The following is a 25,223-nucleotide window of genomic DNA, read 5'->3' as shown; positions in this document are numbered from 1 at the left end:
ACGGCTCCGCCGTCTTTTGGTCAGGAGCGTTTACCGGCGAATTATATGCACCTCTATCATATCACATTTGCTTGCTTAACAACTAGTTCTTCTACAAGTTTCAATGCTTCACTTAATTTAGACTTATCCTTGCCGCCTGCCTGTGCCATATCAGGACGCCCGCCGCCACCGCCGCCGCAATGCGCAGCAGCTTCTTTAATAATCTTGCCTGCATGGAAGCCTTGTTTAACGAGATCGGCCGAAACGGCTGCAGCAAAATTAACCTTATCCTCTTGCACAGCGCCCAGCACAATGACGCTGGATTCTAGCTTGACCTTCAGCTCATCGACAATTCCTCTAAGCGCGTCCATCGTAGGGGCATTAACTTCTGCGCACAGCACCTTAACTGCGCCAGCCTGTATTGCCTTTTCTTCTAGGGAGCCCGCTTCAATATGACTTAGCTTCGCCTGCAGCGATTCATTGTCGCGAGAAAGCTCTTTGACTTCGGCAAGCATGGCATCGATGCGTTTTGGCACATCCGCTGTGCTTGATTTAAGCTGAGCTGCTGCTTGGTTCAGCACTGCTAGCTGTTCTTCATAATAATTATATGCATGTCTTCCAGTAACGGCTTCAATTCTTCTTACGCCAGAGCCAATTCCGCTCTCGCCGAGCAGCTTGAACATTCCGATCTGCGAAGTATTACCGACATGGCAGCCGCCGCAAAGCTCAATACTGTAATCGCTAATTTGGACGACGCGCACGATATCGCCATATTTTTCTCCAAACAACGCCATTGCGCCCATAGCCTTCGCATCATCGATCGATTTGCTTTCAATCTGAACATTCGTCCCGAGCCATATCTGCTCATTGACACGGCGTTCAATTTGCTGCAGTTCCTCTGCAGTGATACTTCCAAAATGAGAGAAGTCAAAGCGCAAACGTTCAGCCTGCACCAATGATCCGGCTTGATTCACATGTTCGCCGAGCACTTGCTTGAGCGCCTTATGCAGCAAATGCGTAGCTGTATGATTCTTTACGATATCCTCGCGTACGGCGCGGGAAACCTCTGCTACAGATGTATCGCCAGCACGTACAGTGCCCGTTACAACCGCAGCATGATGCACATGCTGACCGTGTGGAGCCTTCGTGACATCCTGCACTTCTAATACAAAGCCTTCGCCTGTAATAGTACCTTTATCGCCAATCTGTCCGCCGCTTTCGCCATAAAAAGGCGTACGGTCCAGAATAACAGCAATTTGATTGCCTTCATGCGCTTCAGTAGCAAGCTCATCATCCAGAACAATCGCAATAACTTTAGTGCTGGCTACCAAGTCATTATAGCCAACAAACTCACTTTTATCCGTAATATCCGATAAAGGTCCGCCCTGTACCTTCATGCTTCCTGTATCTTGACGAGCTGCGCGGGCACGGGCGCGCTGTGCCTGCATCGCAAGATCAAAGCCTTCACGGTCAACAGTCATACCATGCTCAGCAGCAAAATCCTCCGTTAAATCAAACGGAAATCCGTACGTATCATACAGCCTGAAAGCATCTTCGCCGCCTATTACAGCTGCGCCGTTTTTCTTTGCTTCCTCCGCAAGCGTAGATAATAGAACAAGGCCATCGGACAATGTTTCGTGGAAGCGCTCCTCCTCTGTACGGATAACTCGCTCGATAAACTCGCGCTTTTGTACTACCTCCGGGTAGTATACGCCCATAATATCGCCAACAACAGCTGTCAGCTCATACAGGAACGGACGATCCAAGCCTAATGTTTTTCCGTATCTTACAGCACGGCGCAGCAAGCGGCGGATAATATAGCCTCTGCCTTCGTTGGATGGCATTACGCCATCGCCTACTGCGAATACGACTGTGCGAATATGGTCAGCAATTACTTTCATCGCAATATCGGATTCCTCGCTGCTGCGATAAGTGACATTAGACATATGAGCTACACGCTCAATAATAGGCAGGAACAAGTCGGTATCAAAGTTGGAATCAACGTCCTGCAAAATCGATGCGAAGCGCTCCAGGCCTGCGCCTGTATCAATATTTTTTTTCGGAAGCGGCGTATAGCTGCCGTCCTTATTATGGTTGAATTGAGAAAATACCAAATTCCATACTTCCAGGAAACGTTCATTTTCTCCGCCTGGCCAGCACTCCGGATCAGCCAAATCTCCATACTTGTCGCCGCGGTCATAAAAAATTTCTGTACAAGGTCCGCATGGCCCCTCGCCGATATCCCAGAAATTATCTTCCTTTAACTTATAAATACGCTCCTCCGGCAAACCAATTACATTATGCCAGTGGTTGTAAGCTTCCTCGTCCTCAACATATACCGTTACGGACAAGCGCTGCGGATCAAAGCCAATCCATTTCGGATCCGTTAGAAATTCCCACGCCCATTCAATCGCTTCCTTCTTAAAATAATCGCCGATTGAGAAGTTGCCGAGCATTTCGAAAAAAGTATGATGACGGCGCGTTTTGCCGACATTCTCTATATCATTTGTGCGGATACATTTTTGAGAGTTGGTCATTCTCGGATTTTCAGGAATAACACGACCGTCAAAATAAGGCTTTAGCGGTGCCATACCTGCATTTATCCATAGCAGCGATGGATCATTGTGAGGCACAAGCGAAGCGCTCGGTTCAATTTTATGACTTTTACTTTCAAAAAAAGCAAGCCATTTTGCACGGATTTCACTAGCTTTCATCTTAATAATTTCCTCCCTGACAACTTGAAAATTAAGAAGAAACGCTTGCGCCCTTTTCTGGGAACGCTCGGTTTCTCGGGAATTATAAGCACAAGTTATAGTAAAACTTATAAAGTCTTATAATTTTAAAAAACGCCCCTGTCAATGACAGGGACGAATGAATTCGCGGTACCACCCTGGTTATTGCGCAGCTCGAGCGCAATCGCCTTATCGGACTATAACGGGTCCAGCCGGTGAAGTTTATTCACGCTCCGAAACAGCGTTCGGCTACTCTTCATCCTAAAGCTCTCTCAGCCAGCGCAGTTTATTTGCCATTAGCACAATGCTCTGCTTGCGCGCGCAAAACAAACAACGAAGGAGCCTTCTCTCTGATTGATGGGCAGTAGCTTACTTATTTTCATCAACGCTTTCATATATGCCTGTTCAGATTATAGCCATAAGCGATTACTGCTGTCAAATGATCTTTCTCCTTACGTAATAAGCAAACATATGCTGGACAATAACTTTGCAAGCGGCAAAGATCGGCACTGCCAATATCATGCCTACTATGCCTGCTATTTCGCCGCCGACGAGCAAAGCGAATATAATAAACAGAGGATGCATATGCAGCGTCCGCCCCACGACCTGCGGAGAAATAACATTGCCCTCCAATATTTGACAAATGGTATTCACTACAGCTACCATAATGACCATTTTGAACGAGACGGTTGAAGCCATCAATATAGCAGGAGCAGCTCCGAAAAACGGGCCCATGTAAGGAATAATGTTCGTAATAGCTACAACACTGGCCAGCAGCAACGCATATGGCATGCCAATAATCAGATAGCCAAAATAAGCGAGCATGCCGACAATTACACAAACTAGAAACTGACCGCGAATATAGCTGCCGAGCGCATGATCGATATCCTTCATTAATCGGACAGCATTTTTGCGATGCGACTTCGGCACATAGGTAATAATCGTCCTTTCAAACACATCGAAATCCTTCAATATGTAGAAAGCGAGAAACGGAATGATAAAGGCTACAAAAACGGCGTTCAACATCTCGCCTATATTATTGACGAAGTCCATTAAGGTTTCGCTAATTTTTTTCTCCGAATGCACAAGCATTTTATTTAAGCTCTCTCTAAAGCTTTCTGGCAGCAGCGACGTATTATTAATATCGGATACTAAATTTTGCGCTCGCATCGACAGCTCCGGCATATGTCGGTTCAGCTCCTGCACCTGGTTAATAAACATCGGTATGGCATTAACGAGAATAACGGTCAGGGCCGCACAAAAAACAGCGTAAATTAACAGCACAGCTATCGTTCTGGGGACATTGCGCTCATGCAGCATCGTAACGATCGGGTTTAACACATAAGAGATTATCATAGCGATTATAAAAGGACCTAGCACAGCCCGCAGAAATACATATATATTAAGCAGCATCGGCTTTAGCTGCAGCAGCAAGTAAATGGCAATTAGGCATAAAATGAAGTATATGAGCCATTGAAACAAACGATTATTCGTAAAGCGTTCCATCATTTCCACCTCCAGCAGCAAGGCACAATTGTCTTAGGCGTCAGCAGTGTCAATTAAGCATTGCATTTAAGTATATGTACAAGTTATAAATACCATACTTGAACCCCAACACTTTTCATTCTGATTTTGATATAATCATACAGGTGATACGAAGCTGACCCATTTTTTTGCTTAACAACTATAGTCCCCTGTTCTGCAGGTATCCATATATATTAGAAGTTTATTGGGAGGCATTATGTCGATTCGCACGATTTTCAAAAAATACAATGGCACTTTAACGGGACTTTTCGCACTTATCTTTTTTATTGGCATGCAGAGTGTAATTAGCGGCTATGTCAATCTGGACACCGTCTATCATTACCGTATCAAATATCCAATATTTCTTGATGATCGCACTACATTCGATGTAGTCGTTGAGGAAATCGCCAATACCATACAAAAGGACAAGCTGGAGGATTACATTATTATGGCCGGCAACTCCGTGGCCTGGGGAACCAACGAACGATCGGATCATTCACTTGGTAAATATTTGAATGACTTAAGCCAGCAAAATCCGCAGCATAGGCAAGTTGTATTCAATCTTTCCATGCCTTCGATGCAGGCCGGCGACATTTATACGCTGCTGTTGATGCTGGAGAAAAAGGGAATCAAAACCGACAATCTTATTATCGGACTCACTTACTCTGCTTTTGTCGACCGTTCCGAAGGGCCAAGAGCTGTTTTTTGGCTCGGAGATCACTTGCGGCAGCTTGATCCGCCGTCTTTTGCTGATGTCAAAGATCAGCTTATAAAAGATTATTACGTTTATAAAACAGGCTGGAGCTATATCGAGGATACTTACACGCATAAGCTGCTTAATATTTTTCCGCTCTACAAATACAAGGGTATAATTGAGAGCTATTGGGAACAGGAAAAAAAGGACAGCGATCTGCTAGGCAATCCCAAGCCGTGGTACGAAAAAAAATATACGGATGACCGATTGCAAAGGCCTGAATATTTAAGCTTTTTTAATCCGGAGCCGTTTGTTATGGAAGAAAGCAACTGGGGCGTTTATTTTATGAACAAAATAATTAAGCATCAAGCAGGCAAAAACATGCTTGTATTTGTAGCAGGCGGCAATAGCGAGCTTTCCAAAAAAGAAGTCAGCACTACTGGCTATCAGCAAAATTTGCTGGCGATTAATAAATATTTGCAGGACAACAACGTTGACTTTATTAATTTGCAGGATAAAATTCCATCTGATTATTTTACGGATCATGTTCATTTGACCAAGGACGGCAACAAGCTGCTTGCAGACATCGTATGGGGCTTATGGCAGGAGAGGAGAACGGGCAATGCTCTTTAATTCACCTATTTTTTTGTTTTTTCTAATTATTGTAGCGCTGCTATTCTATCTCCTGCCAAAAGCAAGAATGTATATTTTAGCAATCGCCAACGCCTTATTTTACGCTTATGCGGGCTTTTCATATTTTGTATTATTTTTCATTGTCGTTTCATCCGTCTATTTTATTTCGAAAGGCCTGCAAACGAAATGGAGAAAGCTTGCGCTTGCAAGCGGACTTACGATAGTACTTGGCAATCTTAGCTTTTTTAAATATTCGATTTTTTTAATTGGAAATATGGAAAGACTGCTTGGCTTTCAATTTGACCTGTCTGGAACGATTTTAGCGGATCGATCCATTTTATTGCCGATCGGCATATCCTTTTATTCCTTTCAGCTTATTGCTTATTTGATCGACGTTTACCGCAAGCAGCTGCAGCCAAGCCGTTCCTTGCTGCAATTTTGGGTATTTATCGCTTTGTTTGCCCACTCGGCTGCAGGACCGATTTTGCGAGGCAATGATTTCTTGCCGCAGCTTGAAGCAATCAAAAAAATCAGACCGGAAAGCAATCGCTTCAAGCTAGGCGTCACGTACATTTGTTTAGGACTAATCAAAAAGCTTGTCATCGTCGAATACATTGCGCCGTATGTCAATGACTACTATGACCGCGCCAGCTCCTTAAGCGGCGTTGAGGCTTGGCTCGCTTCCTATTTATTCGCCTTTCAAATCTATTTTGATTTCTCTGCCTACAGCGAGATGGCTGTCGGTATCGGACTGCTGCTCGGGCTTCAGCTCGACCTTAACTTCCGTACGCCGTACTTGAGCGCTAACGCCAATGAATTTTGGAGAAGATGGCATATTACATTATCACAGTGGATCAGGGATTACATTTTCATCCTGCTAGGCGGCTCGCGAGTTGCTAACTGGCGCATCTATTTCAATCTGATTGCCGCTATGGCAATTTCAGGCTTATGGCACGGCGCAGCGTGGACATTTATTATTTGGGGTGTTTATCACGGGGTGCTGTCTGCCGGACATCGCATGTACAAAATTATTATTAAAAAATGCAAATTGGAAGCGATTTGGAGCAGCCGCATTTATCACATATTCGCAGTTTTCATTTTTTTTCAGCTGACTGTTATTGGATGGGTGTTTTTTAGAGCAAACACATTTAGCGAGGCTTTACTGTTAATTAAGCGCATGCTGACAATTCAGCACGTAGAGCTGACGCCGGAGCTGTCACATCTTTGCATCGTAGTCATTTGTCTATATGCACTTCATATTATTGAAGCGATAGCTGTCAAGTATTTCGGTGCTGTTGCAAGCTTCTGGCAGCGGAGGATCCCGGCAATTGTACGCGGTGCTGTGTATGCGATTTTAGCTACGGTCATCCTTTCATATCTTGTGCATAGCGAAGGAAGCAGCTTTATTTACTTCCAATTCTAATTTATTGACGGAACATGATCCGATCAAAATTATTAATGGGGACATTCCTGCTGAAATACTAATCAAATTTTCATTAAAATGATGTATATTAGCAGGATTTGTCCCCATTCACTTTTCGGCACTATTATTGATTTATTGTTCTACATTATTATTGCGTTAGACATAATCAACTGGAGAAATTCGTCAAGATTGTCAGCTACTTTTTCTACCTCTTCAAACTCCGGTTCATATCCTCTTACAATTGCTCCTGCATCGTACGTTAAATCCATTGCATAAAAGGAATATCCTCCATCTACTGACATTACGATCGGCAAGTAATTATCCCACCACTTTATAATATCCGATTTCCAATTTCCATCGTTCTCTGCTGCTTCTAAACTTAGCCATTCAAATTCATTCCATCTAAACTCTGACTCATTATTGTACTCGCTTTCACAAACAAACCAAGTTTTATCGTTCGGCGTTATGCATTGTTTAACCATTTTCAAAAATAGCTTGTACTCGGGTGGAAATTCCTTATATCTAGTCACTATCTCTTTATCCAGATTTAAATCAGTTTTAGATTGCTCGATTATATTCCACTTTTCTTCTCTAGCCCAATTAATAAATTTTTCAATATTATTTTTCATATTTCACCTTCTTATAAATTTCTATAATAATTGCTTAACATAGCATTCAAAAAGAGCTTGAAGAAATGTTCTTCAAGCTCTTTGCACCTGTACTGCCCGTTCGAAGCTGTTTGTCATCTTATTTCATTATGCAGCTGCTTCCAGCCGCTTATAGTTGTACTTGCACAATTTCATCTTCAAAGAAAAGATCGTCCAGCGAGCTGAGCGTCCCATCCTCTTCAACCTGATATACCGACATTTTGTCGCCATTAACAGTCAATTCAATAAAACAGCCCCAGCAATAAAATTGATGAGAACCGATTTTTCCGATATCTTTCGAATTGCAATTCGGACATTTCATACTACCATTCTCCCTACCTAGTGAAATTGGAAGCTGCGACTGGCTCCAATTCCGCTTCGCTGACAGCAGGAACGATAATAGCATCCTCGCCAAGCATAATTTGCTCCTTGTCACTCGGCGCCTTCAACCACCTGCGTCCCTCCATCAAATCCGAAACAAAACCGTCCGTAAGCTCGTAGCCTACTATTTGTGTACCCTGAAATGGATAAAAATAAACATCGGACACTCGGCCAAGCTGCATGCCCTGCACCGTTACGACTGGCAAATCCTTTAATTTTGTAACGCCGGTGTAAAACGCGCGCATAATTTGATTAGATTTCATGCGAACAATCGCTTTTTCACTGCTAATCAATACGACGTCTTCACCACAAGACAACACTTCAGACCATGGCACAACCTTTAATGAAGTAGCGAACCAGCTCGCAAAGTCTATGATAATGCCATTTAGCTGCCAATGCTCGTCAAACCAAGCATCCTTTACTGTGCCGATTCGTTTGCCTGAATGCATGACGAAAACAGACAAGCCGATAAGTTGTTGAAGTTTTATCACTTTGGATTATTGTCCTCCCGAGTTCATTTCTTGAACGCGGCTCACAATTTTGGCAACGATTGGAGCTGCGTATTCTAGCTCCTCCAAAGTATTCCCCAAACCAAAACTAAATCTCACAGCAGAATCCATTTCTTCTGCAGGAATACGCATGGCGCGAAGCACATGCGATCTTTCCAGGGAGCCTGACGTGCAGGCAGAACCGCTTGCAGCAGCGATTCCTTCCATATCCAAATTCATCAGCATCGTTTCTGTATCAATTCCGACAAAGCTAATATTAACGATTTGCGGAAGCTGATGCCCTTTGCTTTCATGAACGACGAGCGGAATCATTTGAATATGCTCTCGCAGCAGCTCTATCCATCTTTTACGCAGCTCGTCCATGAAAAGTTGCTTATTTTTTCTATTTTCCACACAAATTTTTAGCGCAGCGGCAAATCCGGCTGCACCTGCGATATTTTCAGTGCCCGCACGTCGTTTGCGCTCCTGCGACCCGCCATGAATAATCGCTTCGAAAGGAGTCCCGTTTGCGATATATAAAACCCCTACGCCTTGCGGCCCGTTAATTTTATGAGCTGAAAAGCTCATTAAATCGACAGGAAGCGCATGCAGATGATATTCCTCGGAGCTCAGCGTCTGCACGGCATCCACATGAAACAGCGCGCCTGCCTGCTGTACAACTTCGCCAATCTGTTTAATCGGCTGAAGCGAACCGATTTCGTTGTTGCCGTGCATAATGCTGACGAGCCCTGTCTCAGGTCGCAGCGCTTGCTTCACCGTGTCGGCAGCTACGCGGGCGGCCTGATCGACCGGCAATATGGTTACCGCAAAGCCATGCTCCTTCTCCAGCCATTTCATCGTATGAAGAACAGCATGATGTTCAGCTTCAGTCGTAATCAGGTGATTTTTGCCAAGCTTGCGCTGTGCGAAGGCTGCGCCGATCAGCGCTGTATTATCGCTTTCTGTCCCGCCCGAAGTAAAGAGCAGCTCTGACGGGCTGCATCCAAGCAGCTTGGCAGCTTGATCGCGCGAATCACTCAAACACGCCTTCGCCATGCGGCCGAAGGCGTGTACACTGGAGCTATTTCCTGCTTGTGATTGCATGACGCGAACCATTGCATCTATAACATCCGGATGCATTGGCGTCGTTGCAGCATGATCGAAATAAATCCTTCTCATTTCTTTATCCTCTAAGCGGCTGTATTATATGTAGAACATATAATTATCAGCTTTTTCCTCATCTTGATAAGTAATCATATTCTCTAAAGTCGTGCTGTCAAGCACCTCTGCGATACTATCGCGAATACGAAGCCACAGCTGGCGTTTGGCTGGATCATCCTCTTCAGTGAAATCAACCGGCGAAATCGGGCCCTCCAATATACGGATAATTTGACCCGCTGTAATGTCGGCCGGTTCAGCCGCAAGAATATAGCCGCCGTATGCACCGCGAATACTTTTTACCAAGCCTGCATTTCTAAGCGGAGCGACCAATTGCTCCAAATAATGCTCCGACAATTGATTTTTTTCTGCAATGCTCTTCAAGGAAATCGGACCTTCTCCATATTTCGCTGCCAGTTCCATCATAATTGTTAAGCCGTAACGGCCCTTCGTTGATATTTTCAAGGTAGCACCTCTCTTTAAATCATTGTATCCCCATTATTTATATATGTTAACACATCCATAGCATAAGTTGTGCAAAAAGGTTGACTACTTCATGAAAATTATTTCATATTATGATACAATAGGACATGTTTTAATCGACAAGGTGGTGTAAGAGATGAATAAAGATAATGCTTCAACAAGAGTCGTTGTCGGCATGTCCGGCGGCGTTGATTCTTCAGTCACAGCCCTCCTGCTTAAACAGCAAGGCTACGATGTGATTGGAATATTTATGAAAAACTGGGATGATACTGACGAATTCGGCCATTGCACAGCCGAAGCGGACTCTGAAGATGTTCGCCGCGTGTGCGAGCAAATCGGCATCCCCTATTATACGGTAAATTTTGAGATACAATACTATGACAAAGTGTTCTCCTATTTCCTGGATGAATATCGCAAGGGACGCACTCCCAACCCCGATGTTATGTGCAACAGAGAAATTAAATTCGGTGATTTCCTTAAAAAAGCTACTGAGCTTGGCGCAGATTATTTGGCTACAGGACACTACGCCAGAGTGGAGCGCGATGAGAACGGAGAAGCAACGCTGCTGCGCGGTGTAGATGCCAATAAGGATCAAACGTACTTTTTATGTGCTTTGAATCAAAAGCAGCTAGCTAAGGCCATGTTCCCAATCGGCCACTTGCCTAAGCCGGAAGTCCGCCGCATTGCCGAGGAGGCCGGGCTTCATACCGCTAAGAAAAAAGACAGCACGGGCGTCTGCTTTATCGGCGAGCGCAATTTCAAAACCTTCCTAAGCGGCTATCTGCCAGCTCAGCCAGGCGATATGATCGATATTCGCACAGGCGAGAAAAAAGGCCGACATGACGGATTGATGTACTACACGCTAGGTCAACGGCAAGGCCTTGGCATCGGCGGCTCGGGGGGCGGCAATGGCGAGCCGTGGTTCGTAGCCAGCAAGGATTTGGAGCAAAACATTTTGTATGTTGTGCAGGGCGAGCAGCATGAAAGCCTTTATTCGGAAAGCCTCGAGGCTTCCGGAATGAATTGGATCAAGCCGCTGCAGTCAATGGAGCCCATCGTCTGCACTGCAAAATTCAGATACCGCCAGCCTGATCAAGGGGTAACTGTCATGCCTGGCGAAGACGGCACAGCGCATATTGTCTTTGACAAGCCGCAGAAAGCTATTACGCCTGGACAGGCTGTAGTGCTGTACAATGGTGAAATTTGCCTTGGCGGCGGCACAATCGATAAAGTAAACGCAATTAGCCGGGATGCGCTGCATGCCGAAGTTTAATAACTGCTTATAAATATGAAATCGCGGCAAGAGTCTGCGATGCGAAAAATAAAGTACAGTAGAAGTTTTTCCTTATACTGTACTTTTATTTTATCTAGACATTGTACCTAGCCAAAGTTTCGTCGACTCATTAGAAGTTTCCTTGTTGGTGGATTTGTCATACAACGTTCAAAGGTTCGTTACGAAATGACCACATATAGCTACATTCAAGCCCGGCTCGCTTTGCTATAATAAAACCGTTCTGCTTAAGCAGCTGCATGAATGAAACATCATTAGGAGGTCAAACAAAATGAAAAAAATAGTATGGCTCGTGCTGGCTTTATTAGTAATGCTGCCTGGCACCGCCCTTGCCCATTCCAAGCTGGAGAACGCAATTCCCGACAAGGAATCTGTAGTAGAAGCTTCTCCGCAGTCGATTCAAATGACATTCAATACAAAAATAGAGAAGCTGAGCACTTTCAAGCTATTCAATTCCAGCGATGAGCAAATGAACATTAGCGATATTAAAGTGGATGGCGCAGTATTGTCAGGAACGGTTCCAGACACGCTTGCCAACGATGAATATACCGTAAAATGGACGATTATCGGCGCTGACGGGCATGCGGTTGACGGACAATACACATTTGAAGTTAAAACAGCTGCAAGCGAGCCTTCAAACGAACCGGAAGCAACGCCGGGTACAGAAGCTTCGCCCGAGCCGACAGTCGAGCCTACAACTGAGCCTTCAGCAGAGCCTACTGCTTCCGTACAGCCCTCAGCTGCTCCAGACGACAGCAGCGCTGACAAGGATTCATCGTCCAAAAGCACAATTTATATTGTTATCGCTGCAGCAATTATCGTCATTGGACTGATTGTACTGGCAGCCCGGAGGAAAAAATAATGCTTTATGCAAGCGAAGGTTTGCTATATATCTGCTTTGCTATATTGACAGGGGCCTTACTGCTCCGGCTTGTGCCGGAGGACAGAAGGCCTTCTGTCGTTGTTCCGCATCCTCTTTTGCTTGTTATCGTCGCAGCGATACCGATACTATCCTTTGCGCCAATTCACCAGCTGACGGTTTCATTAATAAAAGATATAGAAATGTCGTATGGCGAAATGGCAAAGGTCATTATTTTGGAATTTAATTTAGGCAAAGCATGGCTTTGGACTGCTGTTGGCTGCTGCGGGTTATTTTTAATTTTGCAGCTGAAAGCTTTCAGAAATGACAAACATATGCCGTACATAGCCCTTTTCATCACTTTCTTGCTATTTGTATGGGTTGGATTCGGCAGCCACGCCTCATCCCTTTATACATTCAAAGGCTTGGTCGTTCATTCCCTGCACTTTATGTCTGTCTCCGTCTGGATTGGCATTTTGTTCGTCATCAGCTGGTTTTCCCGCGATCAAAATAACTGGGAGTCCTTTCTGCGCTGGTTCTCGCCTGTTGCTATCGTTTGTGTAATCGTAGCTTTGACAGCAGGCTTTTTACTGATGAGCTTTACCACAGAGCAATATTTGAATTCTTGGATGCTTCCTTATGGGCAAATGATGCTTATCAAGCATTTGCTTTTGCTGCCACTGCTGCTGTTCGCCTTCAGCAACGGCTTTATCTATCGCTCAGTAATAAAGAAGCACGAAAACTTCCAGCCGAGAGGGTGGCTGCGTGCAGAATCTCTAATTGCACTTCTTGTATTATTTGCAACAGCTGTTATGGGAGAGCAGGCACCGCCGCATAATGTAAAGGATACGCTGCAGACAACCTCTCCTTCATCACTGTTCAAAAGCTTCTATCAGGGCAGCTTTAGCCCCGATTTGCAGCTGCAGTTCACACTTGATACGGAAAGTTTGCTTATGTTTGCTGCTGCCTTGCTAATGGCTGGAGGAGTTATATGGACGTATCGCAATCAGCGCCTTATTCTTTCCGTGTTAATGGGACTCCTGGCATCCTTGTTCGGCTATTTTGGTCTAATGTTTGCTATAGCGTGAGAGAGCTTACTAATCTAACGAGGCTAGACGATTTTAAGTCAAAACGAATTGAGGGCAAATGGTACTTAAAACGTGGTTTATTCACAAATAGAGCGGCTAGGCTTCGTTACAAGTTAAGATGAGCTGTTTTCATTGAAATAGCGCTTATCAGAGGACTATGGATTCATTGTAGACCCTACTAAAAAACACAGCATAGGGAAGCGATTGTATATGAAAAATCATACAGAATAAACCGAAAAGACCCGAAATTCACAATTGTATATGAAAAATCATACAGAAATGGTCGGCGCCACCTCAAAACGTCCAATTGTATATGAAATTTCATACACATTACACTGAAATGCCTCAAAAAACAGAAATGTATATGAAAAATCATACAGAATCGGGAGCGCCACCTCAAAACGTCCAATTGTATATGAAATTTCATACACATTATGCTAAAATGCCGCAAAAAACACAAATGTATATGAAAAATCATACAGAAATGGTCGGTGCCACCTTAAAACGGCCAAGTGTATTCGAAATTTCGTATAAAGGCAGGCACTTAGTTAAAAAAGGGGCACGTAGTCATGTAGCTCTGTCCACTACCCAAACACACCTGTCTCGCCAATACTTCGTAATAAAACAATAAATTGCACACAGAAACAAACCAGCAGCGTCAACGATCTCGACGCTGCTGGTTTTGCTTAATACGCTCTTCCATTCCTTGCTCCGTTGCAAAATAAATCTTCTTGCCAAGAAGCGGATCCGGCATGTATTGCTGCTTCACATAGTGATTCGGATAGTCATGCGGATACTTATACCCTTCATGCCCAAGCTTCTGTGCTCCGCTGTAATGAGTATCCCTCAAATGCAGCGGCACATCGGCCGAAGGATTCCATTCGATAGCCTGCATCGTATTGCCGATCGCAACCGCTACCGCGTTAGACTTGGGGCTCTCCACTGCAAACAATATCGCCTGTGCAATATTGTACTTTGCCTCTGGCCAGCCGATTTTGTGATAGGCATCCATCGCTGTAACAGCCTGTACCATCGCCTGCGGATTGGCAAGCCCTATATCCTCGCTGCATGCGACAATTAGTCTTCTAATAAATGTCATGGGGTCCATGCCCAGCTTCTCTACCGCGTACAAAAACCAGTAAAGCGCAGCATCGCTGGAGCCGCGCACACTTTTGTGAAAAGCAGACAACACATCATATTGCGCGGACATATCTGCTCTTACGGTAGGCTTCCGCACGGATTCCTGGGCAACCTCTATCGTAATCCGCACCGAGCCATCTTGCTCTGACGGAGTTGTGACAGCTGCCAGTTCAAGCGCATTAAGCGCTCTGCGTATATCGCCCCCTGCCATTGCGGCGATATGCTCCAGAGCATCCTCCTCAACATGCAGCGTCATAAAGCCTAAACCGCGCTCCTTGTCCGCCAGCGCTCGCTTCATAGCGATCTTGGCATGCTCCTTGCCAAGCGGCTCTAGCTGAAACAGTGTCGATCTGGACAGCAATGCGCCATTCACATGATGAAACGGATTTTCTGTCGTAGCTCCGATAAAAATAATAATTCCTTGTTCGATTGCCGGCAGCAGCGCATCCTGCCTCGATGTATTGAAGCGATGCACCTCATCCAAAAACAAAATTGTTTTTTTGCCATACAAAGTTTTATTTGTAGCCGCCCGCTCAATTACTTCACGCACATCCTTTACGCTTGCATCAACGGCATTAAGCTTCACGAACTCGCCAGAGGTGCGCAGCGAAATAATATGAGCCAGCGTCGTTTTGCCGCAGCCGGGCGGACCATACAAAAGGATAGATGACAGCTGATCGGCTTCAATCGCTCGGCGAAGCAGCTTTCCTTCACCAACAATATGCTCCTGCCCGATATATTCATCCAAGGAAACTGGACGCATGCGATCAGCTAGCAAGCGAGCGCGCGGCGCTTCTTCCTCTTGAATCGAAAATAAATCCATAATTCCCACAACCCTTACAGTCTATTATGAAAATGATAGCATACAAGCACATGCGTTCGCCAGTTTATTCAAACTGCCGTCTTTTAAATCCCTGTGATGCCTATCCCTTCATACAGCACTTTTAAAATTAAAAGCGCGAGCTCAAGGCACTGATGGCCAATAAACTCGCACTTTGCATAACATCATAAAATTTGCTGTAAGAGGTGAAGGTTGCTAATCCTCAGCGCATTTATAGCTATTCTCTCTTTGCAACTATTCACCCTTTGCAGCTATTAAATCCTTAATGACAACACTCACCATAATAAGCCCGGCAACCGGCGGAACAAACGCATTGCTTGCAGGCGGCTGCTGCGCCTTCCGGATTTCAGGCGCATTTTCTGGCACGATCCGCTGGGTAACATCCTCGCGCGGCTTCATCGGCTCTTCATCTGAAAATACGACTTTTACGCCTTTTTTAATACCGTCCTTGCGAAGCTTGTTTCTTACGACTCGCGCAATCGGATCCGTATGAGTCTTGGATATATCGGCGACCTTAAAACGCGTAGGATCCATCTTATTAGCCGCGCCCATACTGGAAATAATCGGTATATTCCTAGTTAAGCATTCTTTAATAACATGCACTTTGTAAATGATTGTATCCGAAGCATCAACTATATAATCGAGCTTATGCTCGAACAATTGCTCGTAGGTTTCCTCCGTATAGAACATACGCAAGCAAACGACATCGCATTCCGGGTTGATTAATTTAATACGCTCCTGCATCAAGTCAGCCTTATGCTGCCCAACCGTTGTAGTCAAGGCGTGAATTTGCCGATTAATATTCGTAATATCGACAACGTCCTTGTCAATTAGAATAATACGTCCTACTCCGGTGCGGGCAAGCGCTTCGGCTGCAATCGAGCCGACGCCCCCAACGCCGAGAACAGCAACCGTGCTGCCTTTTAGCCGCTCCAGTCCTTCCGGACCAATAGCCAGCTCTGTACGTGAAAATTGGTGCAGCATATTTTTGCCGCCTCCTTCATGCATTTATACGAATTACTGCTCAACAGCAGCAACCGGCTTAGGTTTAATGACGGTACGAATATGAAGCTGCTCCAGTTGGGATAGCTCAACCTCAGAAGGAGCATCGCACAGCAAGTCTGTCGCGCTCGCTGTCTTAGGGAAAGCAATCGTTTCGCGCAGGTTTGAACGGCCAGCAAGAAGCATAACCAGACGGTCAAAGCCGAATGCAATACCGCCATGAGGAGGTGTTCCGAATTCAAATGCATCAAGCAAGAAACCGAACTTCTCTTGTGCTTCTTCGTTAGAGAAGCCAAGCGCATTGAACATGCTTTCTTGAACATCACGCTTGAAAATACGCATAGAACCGCCGCCAACCTCATAACCGTTAAGCACCAAATCATACGCTTGTGCGCGAATAGCGCCTGGATCTGTTTCGAACAGATGCAAATCCTCATCCTTCGGTCTAGTGAACGGATGATGCTCAGCCACATAACGCTTCGCTTCTTCGTCCCAACCGAGCAGCGGGAAGTCTACTACCCAAGCAAACTTGAACTTGGACTCGTCGATCAAACCTAGATCACGCCCAAGCTTTAGGCGCAGATTGCCAAGCACATCAGCAACAACCTTTGGTTTATCAGCAGAGAAAGTCAGCAAGTCGCCTTCTTCAACCTGCAGACGCTCTGTCAAAGCTGCGATTTCCTCCGGCTTGAGGAATTTCACGATCGGACCGCGCCACTCACCGTCTTTCACTGTAATCCATGCCAAGCCCTTGCCGCCATAGCGCGCTGCGAACGGCTGCAAATCATCAAGTTCTTTACGGCTCCAGCTCGCACAGCCTTTAGCATTCAACGCTTTTACAACGCCGCCGCCAGCTGCAACGCTTGCGAATACTTTTACGTCACTGCCTGCTACGATATCTGTAATATCTTCGATTTCCAAACCGAAGCGAAGGTCAGGCTTATCAGAGCCATACTTGTTCATGGCATCTGCATACGTTATTCGCTGGAACGGAAGCTCAAGCTCAACCTGCACAGTTTCACGAAGCAGCTTTGCCATAAGTTGTTCCATCATGCCAAGCAGCTGATCCTGTGACAGGAAGGAAGTCTCGATATCGACCTGCGTAAATTCAGGCTGGCGGTCTGCGCGCAAATCCTCATCGCGGAAGCAGCGAGCGATTTGATAATACCGCTCAATACCGCTGACCATCAGCAATTGCTTGAATATTTGCGGTGATTGCGGCAATGCGAAAAACTCGCCTTCGTGCACACGGCTTGGTACAAGGTAATCACGAGCGCCTTCTGGCGTGCTCTTAGTCAAAATCGGCGTTTCGATATCCATAAACCCTTCAGCATCTAAAAAGTCGCGGAATATTTTTGCTGATTTAGAACGAAGCATTAATGTTTTTTGCATTTCCGGGCGGCGAAGGTCCAAATAGCGGTATTTCAAACGAATGGACTCGTCAACTTCAACGCCATCTTCGATTGGGAATGGAGGTGTTTTAGCTGCATTCATCACTTCGATTTCAGTTACACGAATTTCAATTTCGCCTGTTTTCAGGTTTGGATTGAATGTTTCTGGATCACGCTCAACTACTGTTCCTTGCACAGCAAGCACGTATTCATTGCGTGCGCGGTCCGCAATAGCCAAAGCATCGCCGGAAAAATCCGGGTTGAATACAATTTGCACGATTCCGGAACGGTCTCTAAGATCGATAAACAGTACTCCGCCCAAGTCGCGGCGGCGCTGCACCCAGCCATTTAGTGTAACCGTCTGGCCAACATGCTCCTTCGTTAAAGTTCCACAGTTATGAGTTTTTAGCATCATTTGAATGCCCTTCTTTCCAATAATTTTGTTTATACTTAAGCCTGCCTTTTAGAGCAGGAAGTGTTTGAGTTAACGTTTTGCGCCATTTTGTACTGCAGCGGACAACTCTGAAAGCGGAATAACGACTTGTGAGCCTTCTGCCATATCTTTAAGCGCAATTTCACCCCGCTCCAGCTCATCCTCACCAAGGATAGCGGTATAACGGGCTTGCAGGCGATCTGCGGACTTCATCTGCGCCTTCATTTTGCGCCCTTGATAATCTCGTTCAGCACGGATGCCGTTGCTTCTAAGCTCATAAACAATTTGTGCCGATTTCATGACTGCTGCATCGCCAAGCGCCACTACATAGACGTCAAGTCCTGTTTGCAGAGGAAGCTCAACCTGCTGATGGTCAAGAATTAAAAGGGTGCGCTCGAGCCCAATGCCGAAGCCAACTCCTGGCTGATCTGGCCCGCCTATGCTTTGCACAAGACCATTGAATCTGCCGCCGCCGCCGATTGTGTCAATAGCGCCAATACCTGCTGCTTTAAATTCAAAGGCAGTGTGCGTGTAATAATCAAGCCCGCGAACTAGACGATGGTCAATCGTAAATGGGATATCCATCGCCGTTAAATGCTGCTGCACCTGATTAAAATGCGTACTGCACTCCTCATCCAAACTATCGAGAATGGACGGAGCTTCTGTAAATTTGTCCTGGTCTACCTTGCAGTCCAGCACGCGCAGCGGATTGCGCTCCATTCGATCCTTGCAGTCCTTGCAAAGCTGGTCTTTCATCGGCCGCAAAAAGGCTAGCAGCTTCTCGCGGAATGCAGCTCTGACTTCTGGAGTTCCGACAGAATTGATATCAACTCGAACATCCTTGAGGCCAAGCTCAGTGTAGAAGGAATAGCCCAGCGCAATAACTTCGGCATCCAACGCCGGATCAACTGAACCAAACGCCTCTACACCAAACTGATGCAGCTGGCGGTAACGCCCGGCCTGCGGCCGTTCATATCTGAACATTGGCCCAATGTAGTAAAGCTTTGTCACATCCGGCTCGCCGTACAGCTTATTTTCAACATAAGACCGAACGACCCCCGCCGTTCCCTCCGGACGAAGCGTTATACTGCGATCGCCGCGATCGGTGAAGGTATACATTTCTTTCTCAACAATATCAGTCGTTTCGCCCACGCCGCGTTGAAAGAGCTCAGTCGCTTCGAAAATCGGCGTTCTGATTTCGCTGAAATTGTAACGTCTGCCAAGCTCTCTTGCCTTCTGCTCGACATACTGCCATTTCTCGACCACTCCAGGCAATATATCCTGTGTGCCTGGCGACTTTTGAAATAACATAGCTTTCATCCCTCCATACTTTTAAAATGGCTGTTCATTCTATTAGCGAGCTTACGTCCTAAAAACAAAAAAACTCTCGCTCCAACGGCAAAGCCGAAGGGACGAGAGTATATTGTTCTCGTGGTACCACCCACATTCCGAATAAAAGCTGCAAAAAGCTAAAATTCGCTTATAACGGTTAACGTCCGTAAGCCGCATATCAGCTAATGTGTCTGCTGCCGCATGCATGTCATGCAATCGGTAAAACAGCGGTTCACTGATTGTTCTCCGGGAGGTTCTTTCCCCTTGCCGTAATAAGGATGCTTGCAGCCTATTGGCATCCCTCTCTGTGTACTCGTACAAGAATACTTTGTCCCATCATCGAATTGTTCACTATTCTAAAAGCTAATTGTACTTGTCGAAGCGTGAAATGTCAATATATTGGCATAGCAGCCTATACCTTCAGCTTCATCAAATCATAGCCTAGCTTTATTTTTTGCTTTTGTTCCTCCGGCAATGCAGCTAACACTGACGCATAAGGCTCTTCATCGGTTAAATGTACAAGTGCTACTTGCGCTATTTTCTCAAGCTCGTAGAACTGTGCAAGCTCCTTAAGGCCAGTATGAGTAGGTCCCGGATTCATTGCGCTCGTAGCCTCATGTATGAGCAAATCAATTTTGATTTCTTGATTGATTCGTTCATTTAGAGCTGTATCAGCTGAATAAATAATGACTTTATCCTGATACTGTGCTCTAAGCCCTACAGTAGGAACGCCATGCTTACTTGGAAATACTCGAATCGTTACATCATTGCCCTTAATTTGCTCCGTCTCTTCCTTCCAATTGAATGTCTGAATGTGAATTGGGAACAAAATAGGCCATTCCTTAGCTTCCATCCATTCCAGCCAGCTTCTTAGCCGCGGCTCATTTTCAGCGGCGCAATGTATGTTCAGCGGCTTCGTACGCTTCGCCAGCCACATGCCCCATAAAAGGGATGGCAATCCGTAAATATGATCCGTGTGAAAATGTGTGAATAAGACATCTCTAATATCATGTAAAGAAATTTCCAGCTTTTTCAGCTTTTGCAGAGAGCTTCCCCCTACATCAACCATAACCCATTCTTGCTGATCCTGCAGAAGCAAATAGGTATTTTCTCTATCAGCGCCACCAGCAGCGCTTGCCGTTCCAAGCAAATAAATATCCATACGGCCTCCATACTTTTTTCTGTAAGTGCTTACGTGAACGGCCACAATTTTGAAATTGTCCATCATAACCTTAATGCGGCCATTCTTTACTTGGTATCCAGCAGATTGTGGCAACTTTACAAATTAGCTTCTTTATTTTTTGACAGTTGCTCAGTATCCGCTTGCTTATTCCGTTCTAACGTTCGAACATCAAATTCCGATTCCATACCGATAACATCTTTATTGGCAACAATAAGCTCCATTACAATTGAGAAAAACTTCGGTTTTTTCGTTTTCAGCTGAAAACGAACTTCCATGGTCGGCATCTTCACTCCGTCTTCCATCATCCGGCTGTCTGACTTCATAACCATATTGCTTATTTGAATATCATAACGAGCAAATAAACTAGTAATATTGGCAAGTGCGCCAGGCCGATCAATTAAATGGATCATAACTTCGCGCTTGCGCCAATGACGCATCATCGCATTTTCAACCTTGTTAAGAACAAACAAAATAATGACTACAAGTACCGTCGCAAGAAAAGCAAGATACATAAATCCGGCACCGATACACAGACCAATTGCAGCAACAACCCATATTGATGCAGCGGTCGTAAGTCCCGAGATCATTGATCCATTGCGCATAATCGCTCCCGCCCCAAGGAAGCCGATACCGGTAATAACTTGTGCTGCAAGACGCGCAGGGTCAACCCTGACATTGATCTCGTCCACAAATTGCGAAAACCCGTAAATCGATAAAAGCATAATACAGGTTGAACCAATGCAAACGAGTATATGTGTCCTAAAGCCCGCTGCATGATTGCTAAGCTCACGCTCCAATCCGATGAATCCGCCGCACAAAGCAGATATGAGCAGCCTTATCGTCAGCTCATATTCTGATATCGTCCAAATATTTTCCAATTAAGCTCCCCCTTTCCTCTTTAATACAAAAAACCCATCCATATGCCAAGCCCTCGTCTACTTAGGACTTGGATACAGAATAGGTTTCACTGCGTTTAACCCAACCCTGAATAAAGTAAATTATACTCATCGATTGATTTTCGGTCAATATACGGCAGAAGCCGCTTTCCACATATCATGATTCTTCTTATAAGCATAAAATTATATCGTTAACTAAAGTATATGCCATCTGGTTTATTTTAAAACGAAGCGAGCTGCGTTCATAATGAGACTCATACAAGCTGTTTCCTGCTGAAAACAGAAAAAAACCTGCAGCAATGTGCAGGTCCATATACAATATATAATTAAAAAGGGGGTCTATTAGTAGTATAGACCTTGGATGTTAAAGAAGCATTAACGATATATTACAGCTGTATTACAATTTAGAAAGCGTTTCAAGCCTGTCCTATCGCTTGAATTTAATCGATGGATGCACAGGCTTTGCGGCGAACTCCTCAGCTGACTCCATAGCAACCATCTGCTCCGCCCGCATTAGTTTCAGCGCCTCCTCGCGACTAGCCATCTGCAAACTTTTCATCGTATGGGTCATTTGCCCTTCCTTGCGGGATTGGCGCATTATCGTATTCCTCCAAAATTAAATATGGCGACTACGCAGCTGCCTAAGTATATTGTATCCCGCTTCAGGCTTCTTTAAGCACGGCTTTCGACAATCAAAGTAACCGGTCCCCAATTGACCAGCTCAACATCCATCATAGCGCCAAATTTGCCCGTTTCGACCTGCAAGCCAAGCTGTCTCAAGCGATCATTGAAAAATTGATACAAATGCTCTGCAGCCTCCGGTCTGGCCGCCTGTGTAAAACTGGGTCTTCTTCCTTTGCGGCAATCACCATACAAAGTAAACTGTGAAACTGACAAAATTTGACCGCCTATATCTGTAACGGAATGATTCATCTTCTCGCTCTCATCTTCAAAAATGCGAAGTCCTGCTATTTTTTCAGCAAGCCATATGGCATCTGCTTCTGTATCATCATGCTGCACACCAACGAGCAGCGTAAGTCCTGCCTCGATTTGTCCAACGATTTCTCCATCGACTGTCACCTTTGCCCGCTTGCTGCGCTGCACTACAACCTTCATCCTTGTCACTCCTTACAAAGTCAAAGAAGCATACATATCTGCTTCCTTTAAAGCTTCTTATGTTTATTACGAAATAAAAGCCAAAGGAAGCTCCCGAATACAGCTTGTACTCCCCTTGGCATCTATGTTATTGCATAATTCTTTGCACAGAATATATATCCTGTACTCTTTTTATTTTTTCCACGACTGCGGATAAATGATCGACGTTTCTAATGAGAACAGTCATATGAATAAGCGCCATTTTATTTTTTACTGTCCGCCCCGTAACTGCAGATATATTCGTTTTACTTTCGGATACAGCTTGCAGCACTTCGTTAAGCAATCCGCGGCGGTCATGACCGGTAATTTCAATGTCTACGCTATAATTAGCTTCTACTGAATCCTCCCATTCAACCTCAATCACGCGGTCCGCTTCCTCGTCCTCGCTGCCGAACGGGATGTTTTGGCAATCCATACGATGTACGGAAACACCCCTGCCTCTTGTAATATACCCGATAATCAGATCACCCGGCACAGGATTGCAGCAGCGTGCAAAACGAACGAGTAAATTGTCGACGCCTTTCACAGTGACGCCGTGCGTCGGCCTGTTTTTGCGCGATGAACCGGGAGCCTTGAGCTCCTTCACTTCACTGCTAAGCTCGATTTGACTGGCTTCTTCTGCCTCTTTGCGCAGCTTTTCGGTCAGCCTTGTACAAATTTGGGCGGCCGTAATACCGCCAAAGCCGATTGCAGACATCATATCTTCCAGATCATTAAATGCAAATTTCGCCGCTGCCTCGAGCAGCTTATCCTCCTGCATCCATGCTGTAGGGTCCAAACCAAGACGCTTAATTTCACGCTCAAGCAGCTCGCGTCCTTTTGCAACATTCTCTTCCCGCTTTTCCTTCTTGAACCATTGTCTAATCTTGCTGCGGGCATGCGAGGATTGAGCGATTTTGACCCAGTCCTGACTCGGGCCATAAGAATGCTTGGACGTTAATATTTCAACAATATCCCCTGTTTTGAGCTTATGGTCAAGCGGAACAATCCGGCCGTTAACCTTAGCGCCGATCGTTCTATTGCCGACTTCAGTATGAATACGATAGGCAAAGTCAAGCGGTACCGATCCGGCTGGCAGTTCAATCACTTCTCCGCTTGGCGTAAATACGAAAACAAGATCCGAGAAGAAATCCATTTTGAGGGATTCCATAAATTCAGAAGCATCGCGCGCTTCATGCTGCAGCTCGATAATTTCTCTGAACCAGGACATTTTGTCCTCAAAGGTGCCGTCAGGCACAAGCATGCCTTCCTTGTATGCCCAATGCGCCGCGATACCGTACTCACTTGTCCGGTGCATTTCCCATGTGCGGATTTGCACTTCGGTGGGCTCGCCATTAGGACCAATTACCGTCGTATGAAGCGACTGATACATATTGGCCTTGGGCATAGCAATATAATCCTTGAATCTGCCTGGCATAGGCTTCCACAATGTATGGATAATGCCAAGTGTAGCATAGCAGTCTTTAATATTATCAACGATTATGCGGATAGCCATTAAATCATAAATTTCATTGAACTGCTTGTTGCGGGTCGTCATTTTTTTGTAAATGCTGTACAGATGCTTCGGTCTTCCGGAAATATCGCTTTCTATCCCCATCTCTGCCAGCTTTTCTTTGATGCGGCTAATAATATCCTCAATAAAGGACTCGCGGTCTGCCCGCTTCTTTTTCATCAGATTGGCTATACGATAGTACTGCTGCGGATTCAAATAGCGCAGGGCTATATCTTCCATTTCCCACTTGATTGCAGAAATACCAAGGCGATGAGCAATCGGGCAAAAAATTTCTAGTGTTTCATAGGCTATTCTTCTTTGCGCTTCTTCTGATTGGAATTTAAGCGTGCGCATATTGTGAAGCCGATCGGCCAATTTAATCAAAATAACGCGAATGTCCTGTGCCATCGCTACAAACATTTTGCGATAGTTTTCATTTTGCTGCTCTTCCTTGGACAGGAAACGAATTTTCTCCAGCTTCGTTACACCATCAACCAGCATCGCACAGGTATCACCGAATTTAGAGCGCACCGTCTGCAAATCAACTGTTGTATCTTCAACAACATCATGAAGCAAAGCAGCAATAATAGACAGCACATCCATTCCCATATCTACAAGGATATCAGCTACTGTTACAGGATGTACAATATAAGGCTCGCCTGATTTGCGAATTTGTCCATGATGAGCCTGTTCAGCGAAATTATAAGCTTCCCTGATGCGAGCAATATCCTGCTCTTTCATATAAGCGGAAGCTTTCTCTAGTAATTGCTCTATGCCCATGAAATGTCCCTTTCTGAAAAATATGCTTGCGGACTTCCATCCTTGCATTTTCCGAGTTTTATAATATTATGCCTGTAAATAATGCTAGCCGTCAACTTTCTTTCATAAAAATTTTCATACAAAACTGATTGATGCGACTCATTTTGTAGATATGAAGAAAATCTTATACTTTCTATTATTTTAAAAAGAAACGCCTGA

The 25,223-nt window shown here is 45.1% G+C and carries 21 protein-coding genes; 5 read left to right on the top strand and 16 right to left on the bottom strand.

Going from position 1 to position 25,223, the window contains the following annotated elements:
• Nucleotides 1–56: 56 nt before the first annotated feature.
• The gene (gene alaS / locus ACRRU2_RS00295) at nucleotides 57–2,693 is read right to left on the bottom strand and encodes an alanine--tRNA ligase (RefSeq protein WP_432499580.1); all 2,637 of its coding nucleotides are present in this window, start codon (nucleotides 2,691–2,693) and stop codon (nucleotides 57–59) included.
• A gap of 453 nt (nucleotides 2,694–3,146) precedes the next feature.
• A complete protein-coding gene (locus ACRRU2_RS00290; protein ID WP_331702179.1) occupies nucleotides 3,147–4,217 on the bottom strand; it encodes an AI-2E family transporter in 1,071 nt (356 codons plus the stop codon).
• A gap of 235 nt (nucleotides 4,218–4,452) precedes the next feature.
• Here ACRRU2_RS00290 and ACRRU2_RS00285 point away from each other — a divergent pair, with 235 nt between their 5' ends.
• A complete protein-coding gene (locus ACRRU2_RS00285; RefSeq protein ID WP_331702151.1) occupies nucleotides 4,453–5,562 on the top strand; it encodes a hypothetical protein in 1,110 nt (369 codons plus the stop codon).
• Nucleotides 5,552–6,985: an MBOAT family O-acyltransferase gene (locus ACRRU2_RS00280; protein WP_432499579.1), complete on the top strand. Its 1,434-nt coding sequence runs from the start codon at nucleotides 5,552–5,554 to the stop codon at nucleotides 6,983–6,985. Before ACRRU2_RS00285 ends, ACRRU2_RS00280 begins: the two co-directional genes overlap by 11 nt.
• 140 nt (nucleotides 6,986–7,125) lie before the next feature.
• Here the strand turns inward: ACRRU2_RS00280 and ACRRU2_RS00275 are convergent, their stop codons facing one another.
• The 5 genes from ACRRU2_RS00275 to cymR all read right to left on the bottom strand — a co-directional run bounded on the left by ACRRU2_RS00275 (nucleotide 7,126) and on the right by cymR (nucleotide 10,124).
• Nucleotides 7,126–7,614, bottom strand: coding sequence for an SMI1/KNR4 family protein (locus ACRRU2_RS00275; protein WP_331702149.1), 489 nt, complete (start codon nucleotides 7,612–7,614; stop codon nucleotides 7,126–7,128).
• A 148-nt stretch (nucleotides 7,615–7,762) separates the two neighbouring features.
• Nucleotides 7,763–7,954, bottom strand: coding sequence for a hypothetical protein (locus ACRRU2_RS00270; RefSeq protein WP_331702148.1), 192 nt, complete (start codon nucleotides 7,952–7,954; stop codon nucleotides 7,763–7,765).
• Between the two features lie 13 nt (nucleotides 7,955–7,967).
• A complete protein-coding gene (locus ACRRU2_RS00265; protein WP_331702147.1) occupies nucleotides 7,968–8,504 on the bottom strand; it encodes a PRC-barrel domain-containing protein in 537 nt (178 codons plus the stop codon).
• Between the two features lie 6 nt (nucleotides 8,505–8,510).
• Complete coding sequence (locus tag ACRRU2_RS00260; RefSeq protein WP_331702146.1) at nucleotides 8,511–9,680, bottom strand: cysteine desulfurase family protein; 1,170 nt, start codon at nucleotides 9,678–9,680, stop codon at nucleotides 8,511–8,513.
• Between the two features lie 24 nt (nucleotides 9,681–9,704).
• Nucleotides 9,705–10,124 (bottom strand): cysteine metabolism transcriptional regulator CymR, encoded by a 420-nt coding sequence (gene cymR / locus ACRRU2_RS00255; protein ID WP_331702145.1) that lies wholly within the window; start codon nucleotides 10,122–10,124, stop codon nucleotides 9,705–9,707.
• Nucleotides 10,125–10,278: 154 nt separating this feature from the next.
• Here cymR and mnmA point away from each other — a divergent pair, with 154 nt between their 5' ends.
• From mnmA to ACRRU2_RS00240, 3 genes are all read left to right on the top strand, one after another.
• Complete coding sequence (gene mnmA, locus ACRRU2_RS00250; RefSeq protein WP_331702144.1) at nucleotides 10,279–11,415, top strand: tRNA 2-thiouridine(34) synthase MnmA; 1,137 nt, start codon at nucleotides 10,279–10,281, stop codon at nucleotides 11,413–11,415.
• A 289-nt stretch (nucleotides 11,416–11,704) separates the two neighbouring features.
• Nucleotides 11,705–12,295, top strand: coding sequence for a copper resistance protein CopC (locus ACRRU2_RS00245; protein ID WP_331702143.1), 591 nt, complete (start codon nucleotides 11,705–11,707; stop codon nucleotides 12,293–12,295).
• Nucleotides 12,295–13,380: a copper resistance D family protein gene (locus tag ACRRU2_RS00240; RefSeq protein ID WP_432499578.1), complete on the top strand. Its 1,086-nt coding sequence runs from the start codon at nucleotides 12,295–12,297 to the stop codon at nucleotides 13,378–13,380. Before ACRRU2_RS00245 ends, ACRRU2_RS00240 begins: the two co-directional genes overlap by 1 nt.
• 658 nt (nucleotides 13,381–14,038) lie before the next feature.
• Here ACRRU2_RS00240 and ACRRU2_RS00235 read toward each other — a convergent pair.
• The 9 genes from ACRRU2_RS00235 to ACRRU2_RS00195 form a co-directional block, all read right to left on the bottom strand.
• Nucleotides 14,039–15,343: a replication-associated recombination protein A gene (locus tag ACRRU2_RS00235; protein WP_331696990.1), complete on the bottom strand. Its 1,305-nt coding sequence runs from the start codon at nucleotides 15,341–15,343 to the stop codon at nucleotides 14,039–14,041.
• A 252-nt stretch (nucleotides 15,344–15,595) separates the two neighbouring features.
• A complete protein-coding gene (locus ACRRU2_RS00230; protein WP_331697319.1) occupies nucleotides 15,596–16,345 on the bottom strand; it encodes a tRNA threonylcarbamoyladenosine dehydratase in 750 nt (249 codons plus the stop codon).
• A 33-nt stretch (nucleotides 16,346–16,378) separates the two neighbouring features.
• Nucleotides 16,379–18,169 (bottom strand): aspartate--tRNA ligase, encoded by a 1,791-nt coding sequence (gene aspS, locus ACRRU2_RS00225; protein WP_331696991.1) that lies wholly within the window; start codon nucleotides 18,167–18,169, stop codon nucleotides 16,379–16,381.
• Nucleotides 18,170–18,238: 69 nt separating this feature from the next.
• Nucleotides 18,239–19,498 (bottom strand): histidine--tRNA ligase, encoded by a 1,260-nt coding sequence (gene hisS, locus ACRRU2_RS00220; RefSeq protein WP_331696992.1) that lies wholly within the window; start codon nucleotides 19,496–19,498, stop codon nucleotides 18,239–18,241.
• Between the two features lie 433 nt (nucleotides 19,499–19,931).
• Nucleotides 19,932–20,795 carry an MBL fold metallo-hydrolase gene (locus ACRRU2_RS00215; RefSeq protein WP_331696993.1) on the bottom strand — a complete coding sequence of 288 codons (864 nt, stop codon included), beginning with the start codon at nucleotides 20,793–20,795 and terminating at the stop codon, nucleotides 19,932–19,934.
• Between the two features lie 2 nt (nucleotides 20,796–20,797).
• On the bottom strand, nucleotides 20,798–21,580 hold the full coding sequence (locus tag ACRRU2_RS00210; protein WP_432499577.1) for an MgtC/SapB family protein: 783 nt from the start codon (nucleotides 21,578–21,580) through the stop codon (nucleotides 20,798–20,800).
• A 445-nt stretch (nucleotides 21,581–22,025) separates the two neighbouring features.
• Nucleotides 22,026–22,196, bottom strand: coding sequence for a hypothetical protein (locus tag ACRRU2_RS00205; RefSeq protein WP_432499576.1), 171 nt, complete (start codon nucleotides 22,194–22,196; stop codon nucleotides 22,026–22,028).
• Nucleotides 22,197–22,270: 74 nt separating this feature from the next.
• A complete protein-coding gene (gene dtd / locus ACRRU2_RS00200; protein ID WP_331696996.1) occupies nucleotides 22,271–22,714 on the bottom strand; it encodes a D-aminoacyl-tRNA deacylase in 444 nt (147 codons plus the stop codon).
• A 127-nt stretch (nucleotides 22,715–22,841) separates the two neighbouring features.
• Nucleotides 22,842–25,025, bottom strand: coding sequence for a RelA/SpoT family protein (locus ACRRU2_RS00195; protein WP_331697320.1), 2,184 nt, complete (start codon nucleotides 25,023–25,025; stop codon nucleotides 22,842–22,844).
• Nucleotides 25,026–25,223: the final 198 nt, after the last annotated feature.

The sequence above is a fragment of the Paenibacillus sp. GXUN7292 genome, assembly GCF_050864975.1.
Taxonomy (GTDB): Bacteria; Bacillota; Bacilli; order Paenibacillales; family Paenibacillaceae; genus Pristimantibacillus.
The sequence above is the reverse complement of the archived record's forward strand: the minus strand, read 5'-3'. Positions and strand labels throughout refer to the sequence as shown.

What these genes read in the sequence shown, in the direction of transcription:
- ACRRU2_RS00270 (WP_331702148.1), bottom strand. Translation starts at nt 7,954, where the DNA reads ATGAAATGTCCGAATTGCAATTCGAAAGATATCGGAAAAATCGGTTCT.
- ACRRU2_RS00205 (WP_432499576.1), bottom strand. Translation starts at nt 22,196, where the DNA reads ATGCGCCAATCCCGCAAGGAAGGGCAAATGACCCATACGATGAAAAGT.
- ACRRU2_RS00235 (WP_331696990.1), bottom strand. Translation starts at nt 15,343, where the DNA reads ATGGATTTATTTTCGATTCAAGAGGAAGAAGCGCCGCGCGCTCGCTTG.
- ACRRU2_RS00290 (WP_331702179.1), bottom strand. Translation starts at nt 4,217, where the DNA reads ATGGAACGCTTTACGAATAATCGTTTGTTTCAATGGCTCATATACTTC.
- ACRRU2_RS00195 (WP_331697320.1), bottom strand. Translation starts at nt 25,025, where the DNA reads ATGGGCATAGAGCAATTACTAGAGAAAGCTTCCGCTTATATGAAAGAG.
- ACRRU2_RS00230 (WP_331697319.1), bottom strand. Translation starts at nt 16,345, where the DNA reads ATGCTGCACCAATTTTCACGTACAGAGCTGGCTATTGGTCCGGAAGGA.
- ACRRU2_RS00280 (WP_432499579.1), top strand. Translation starts at nt 5,552, where the DNA reads ATGCTCTTTAATTCACCTATTTTTTTGTTTTTTCTAATTATTGTAGCG.
- alaS (WP_432499580.1), bottom strand. Translation starts at nt 2,693, where the DNA reads ATGAAAGCTAGTGAAATCCGTGCAAAATGGCTTGCTTTTTTTGAAAGT.
- hisS (WP_331696992.1), bottom strand. Translation starts at nt 19,498, where the DNA reads ATGTTATTTCAAAAGTCGCCAGGCACACAGGATATATTGCCTGGAGTG.
- mnmA (WP_331702144.1), top strand. Translation starts at nt 10,279, where the DNA reads ATGAATAAAGATAATGCTTCAACAAGAGTCGTTGTCGGCATGTCCGGC.
- ACRRU2_RS00285 (WP_331702151.1), top strand. Translation starts at nt 4,453, where the DNA reads ATGTCGATTCGCACGATTTTCAAAAAATACAATGGCACTTTAACGGGA.
- dtd (WP_331696996.1), bottom strand. Translation starts at nt 22,714, where the DNA reads ATGAAGGTTGTAGTGCAGCGCAGCAAGCGGGCAAAGGTGACAGTCGAT.
- ACRRU2_RS00240 (WP_432499578.1), top strand. Translation starts at nt 12,295, where the DNA reads ATGCTTTATGCAAGCGAAGGTTTGCTATATATCTGCTTTGCTATATTG.
- ACRRU2_RS00275 (WP_331702149.1), bottom strand. Translation starts at nt 7,614, where the DNA reads ATGAAAAATAATATTGAAAAATTTATTAATTGGGCTAGAGAAGAAAAG.
- aspS (WP_331696991.1), bottom strand. Translation starts at nt 18,169, where the DNA reads ATGATGCTAAAAACTCATAACTGTGGAACTTTAACGAAGGAGCATGTT.
- ACRRU2_RS00245 (WP_331702143.1), top strand. Translation starts at nt 11,705, where the DNA reads ATGAAAAAAATAGTATGGCTCGTGCTGGCTTTATTAGTAATGCTGCCT.
- ACRRU2_RS00260 (WP_331702146.1), bottom strand. Translation starts at nt 9,680, where the DNA reads ATGAGAAGGATTTATTTCGATCATGCTGCAACGACGCCAATGCATCCG.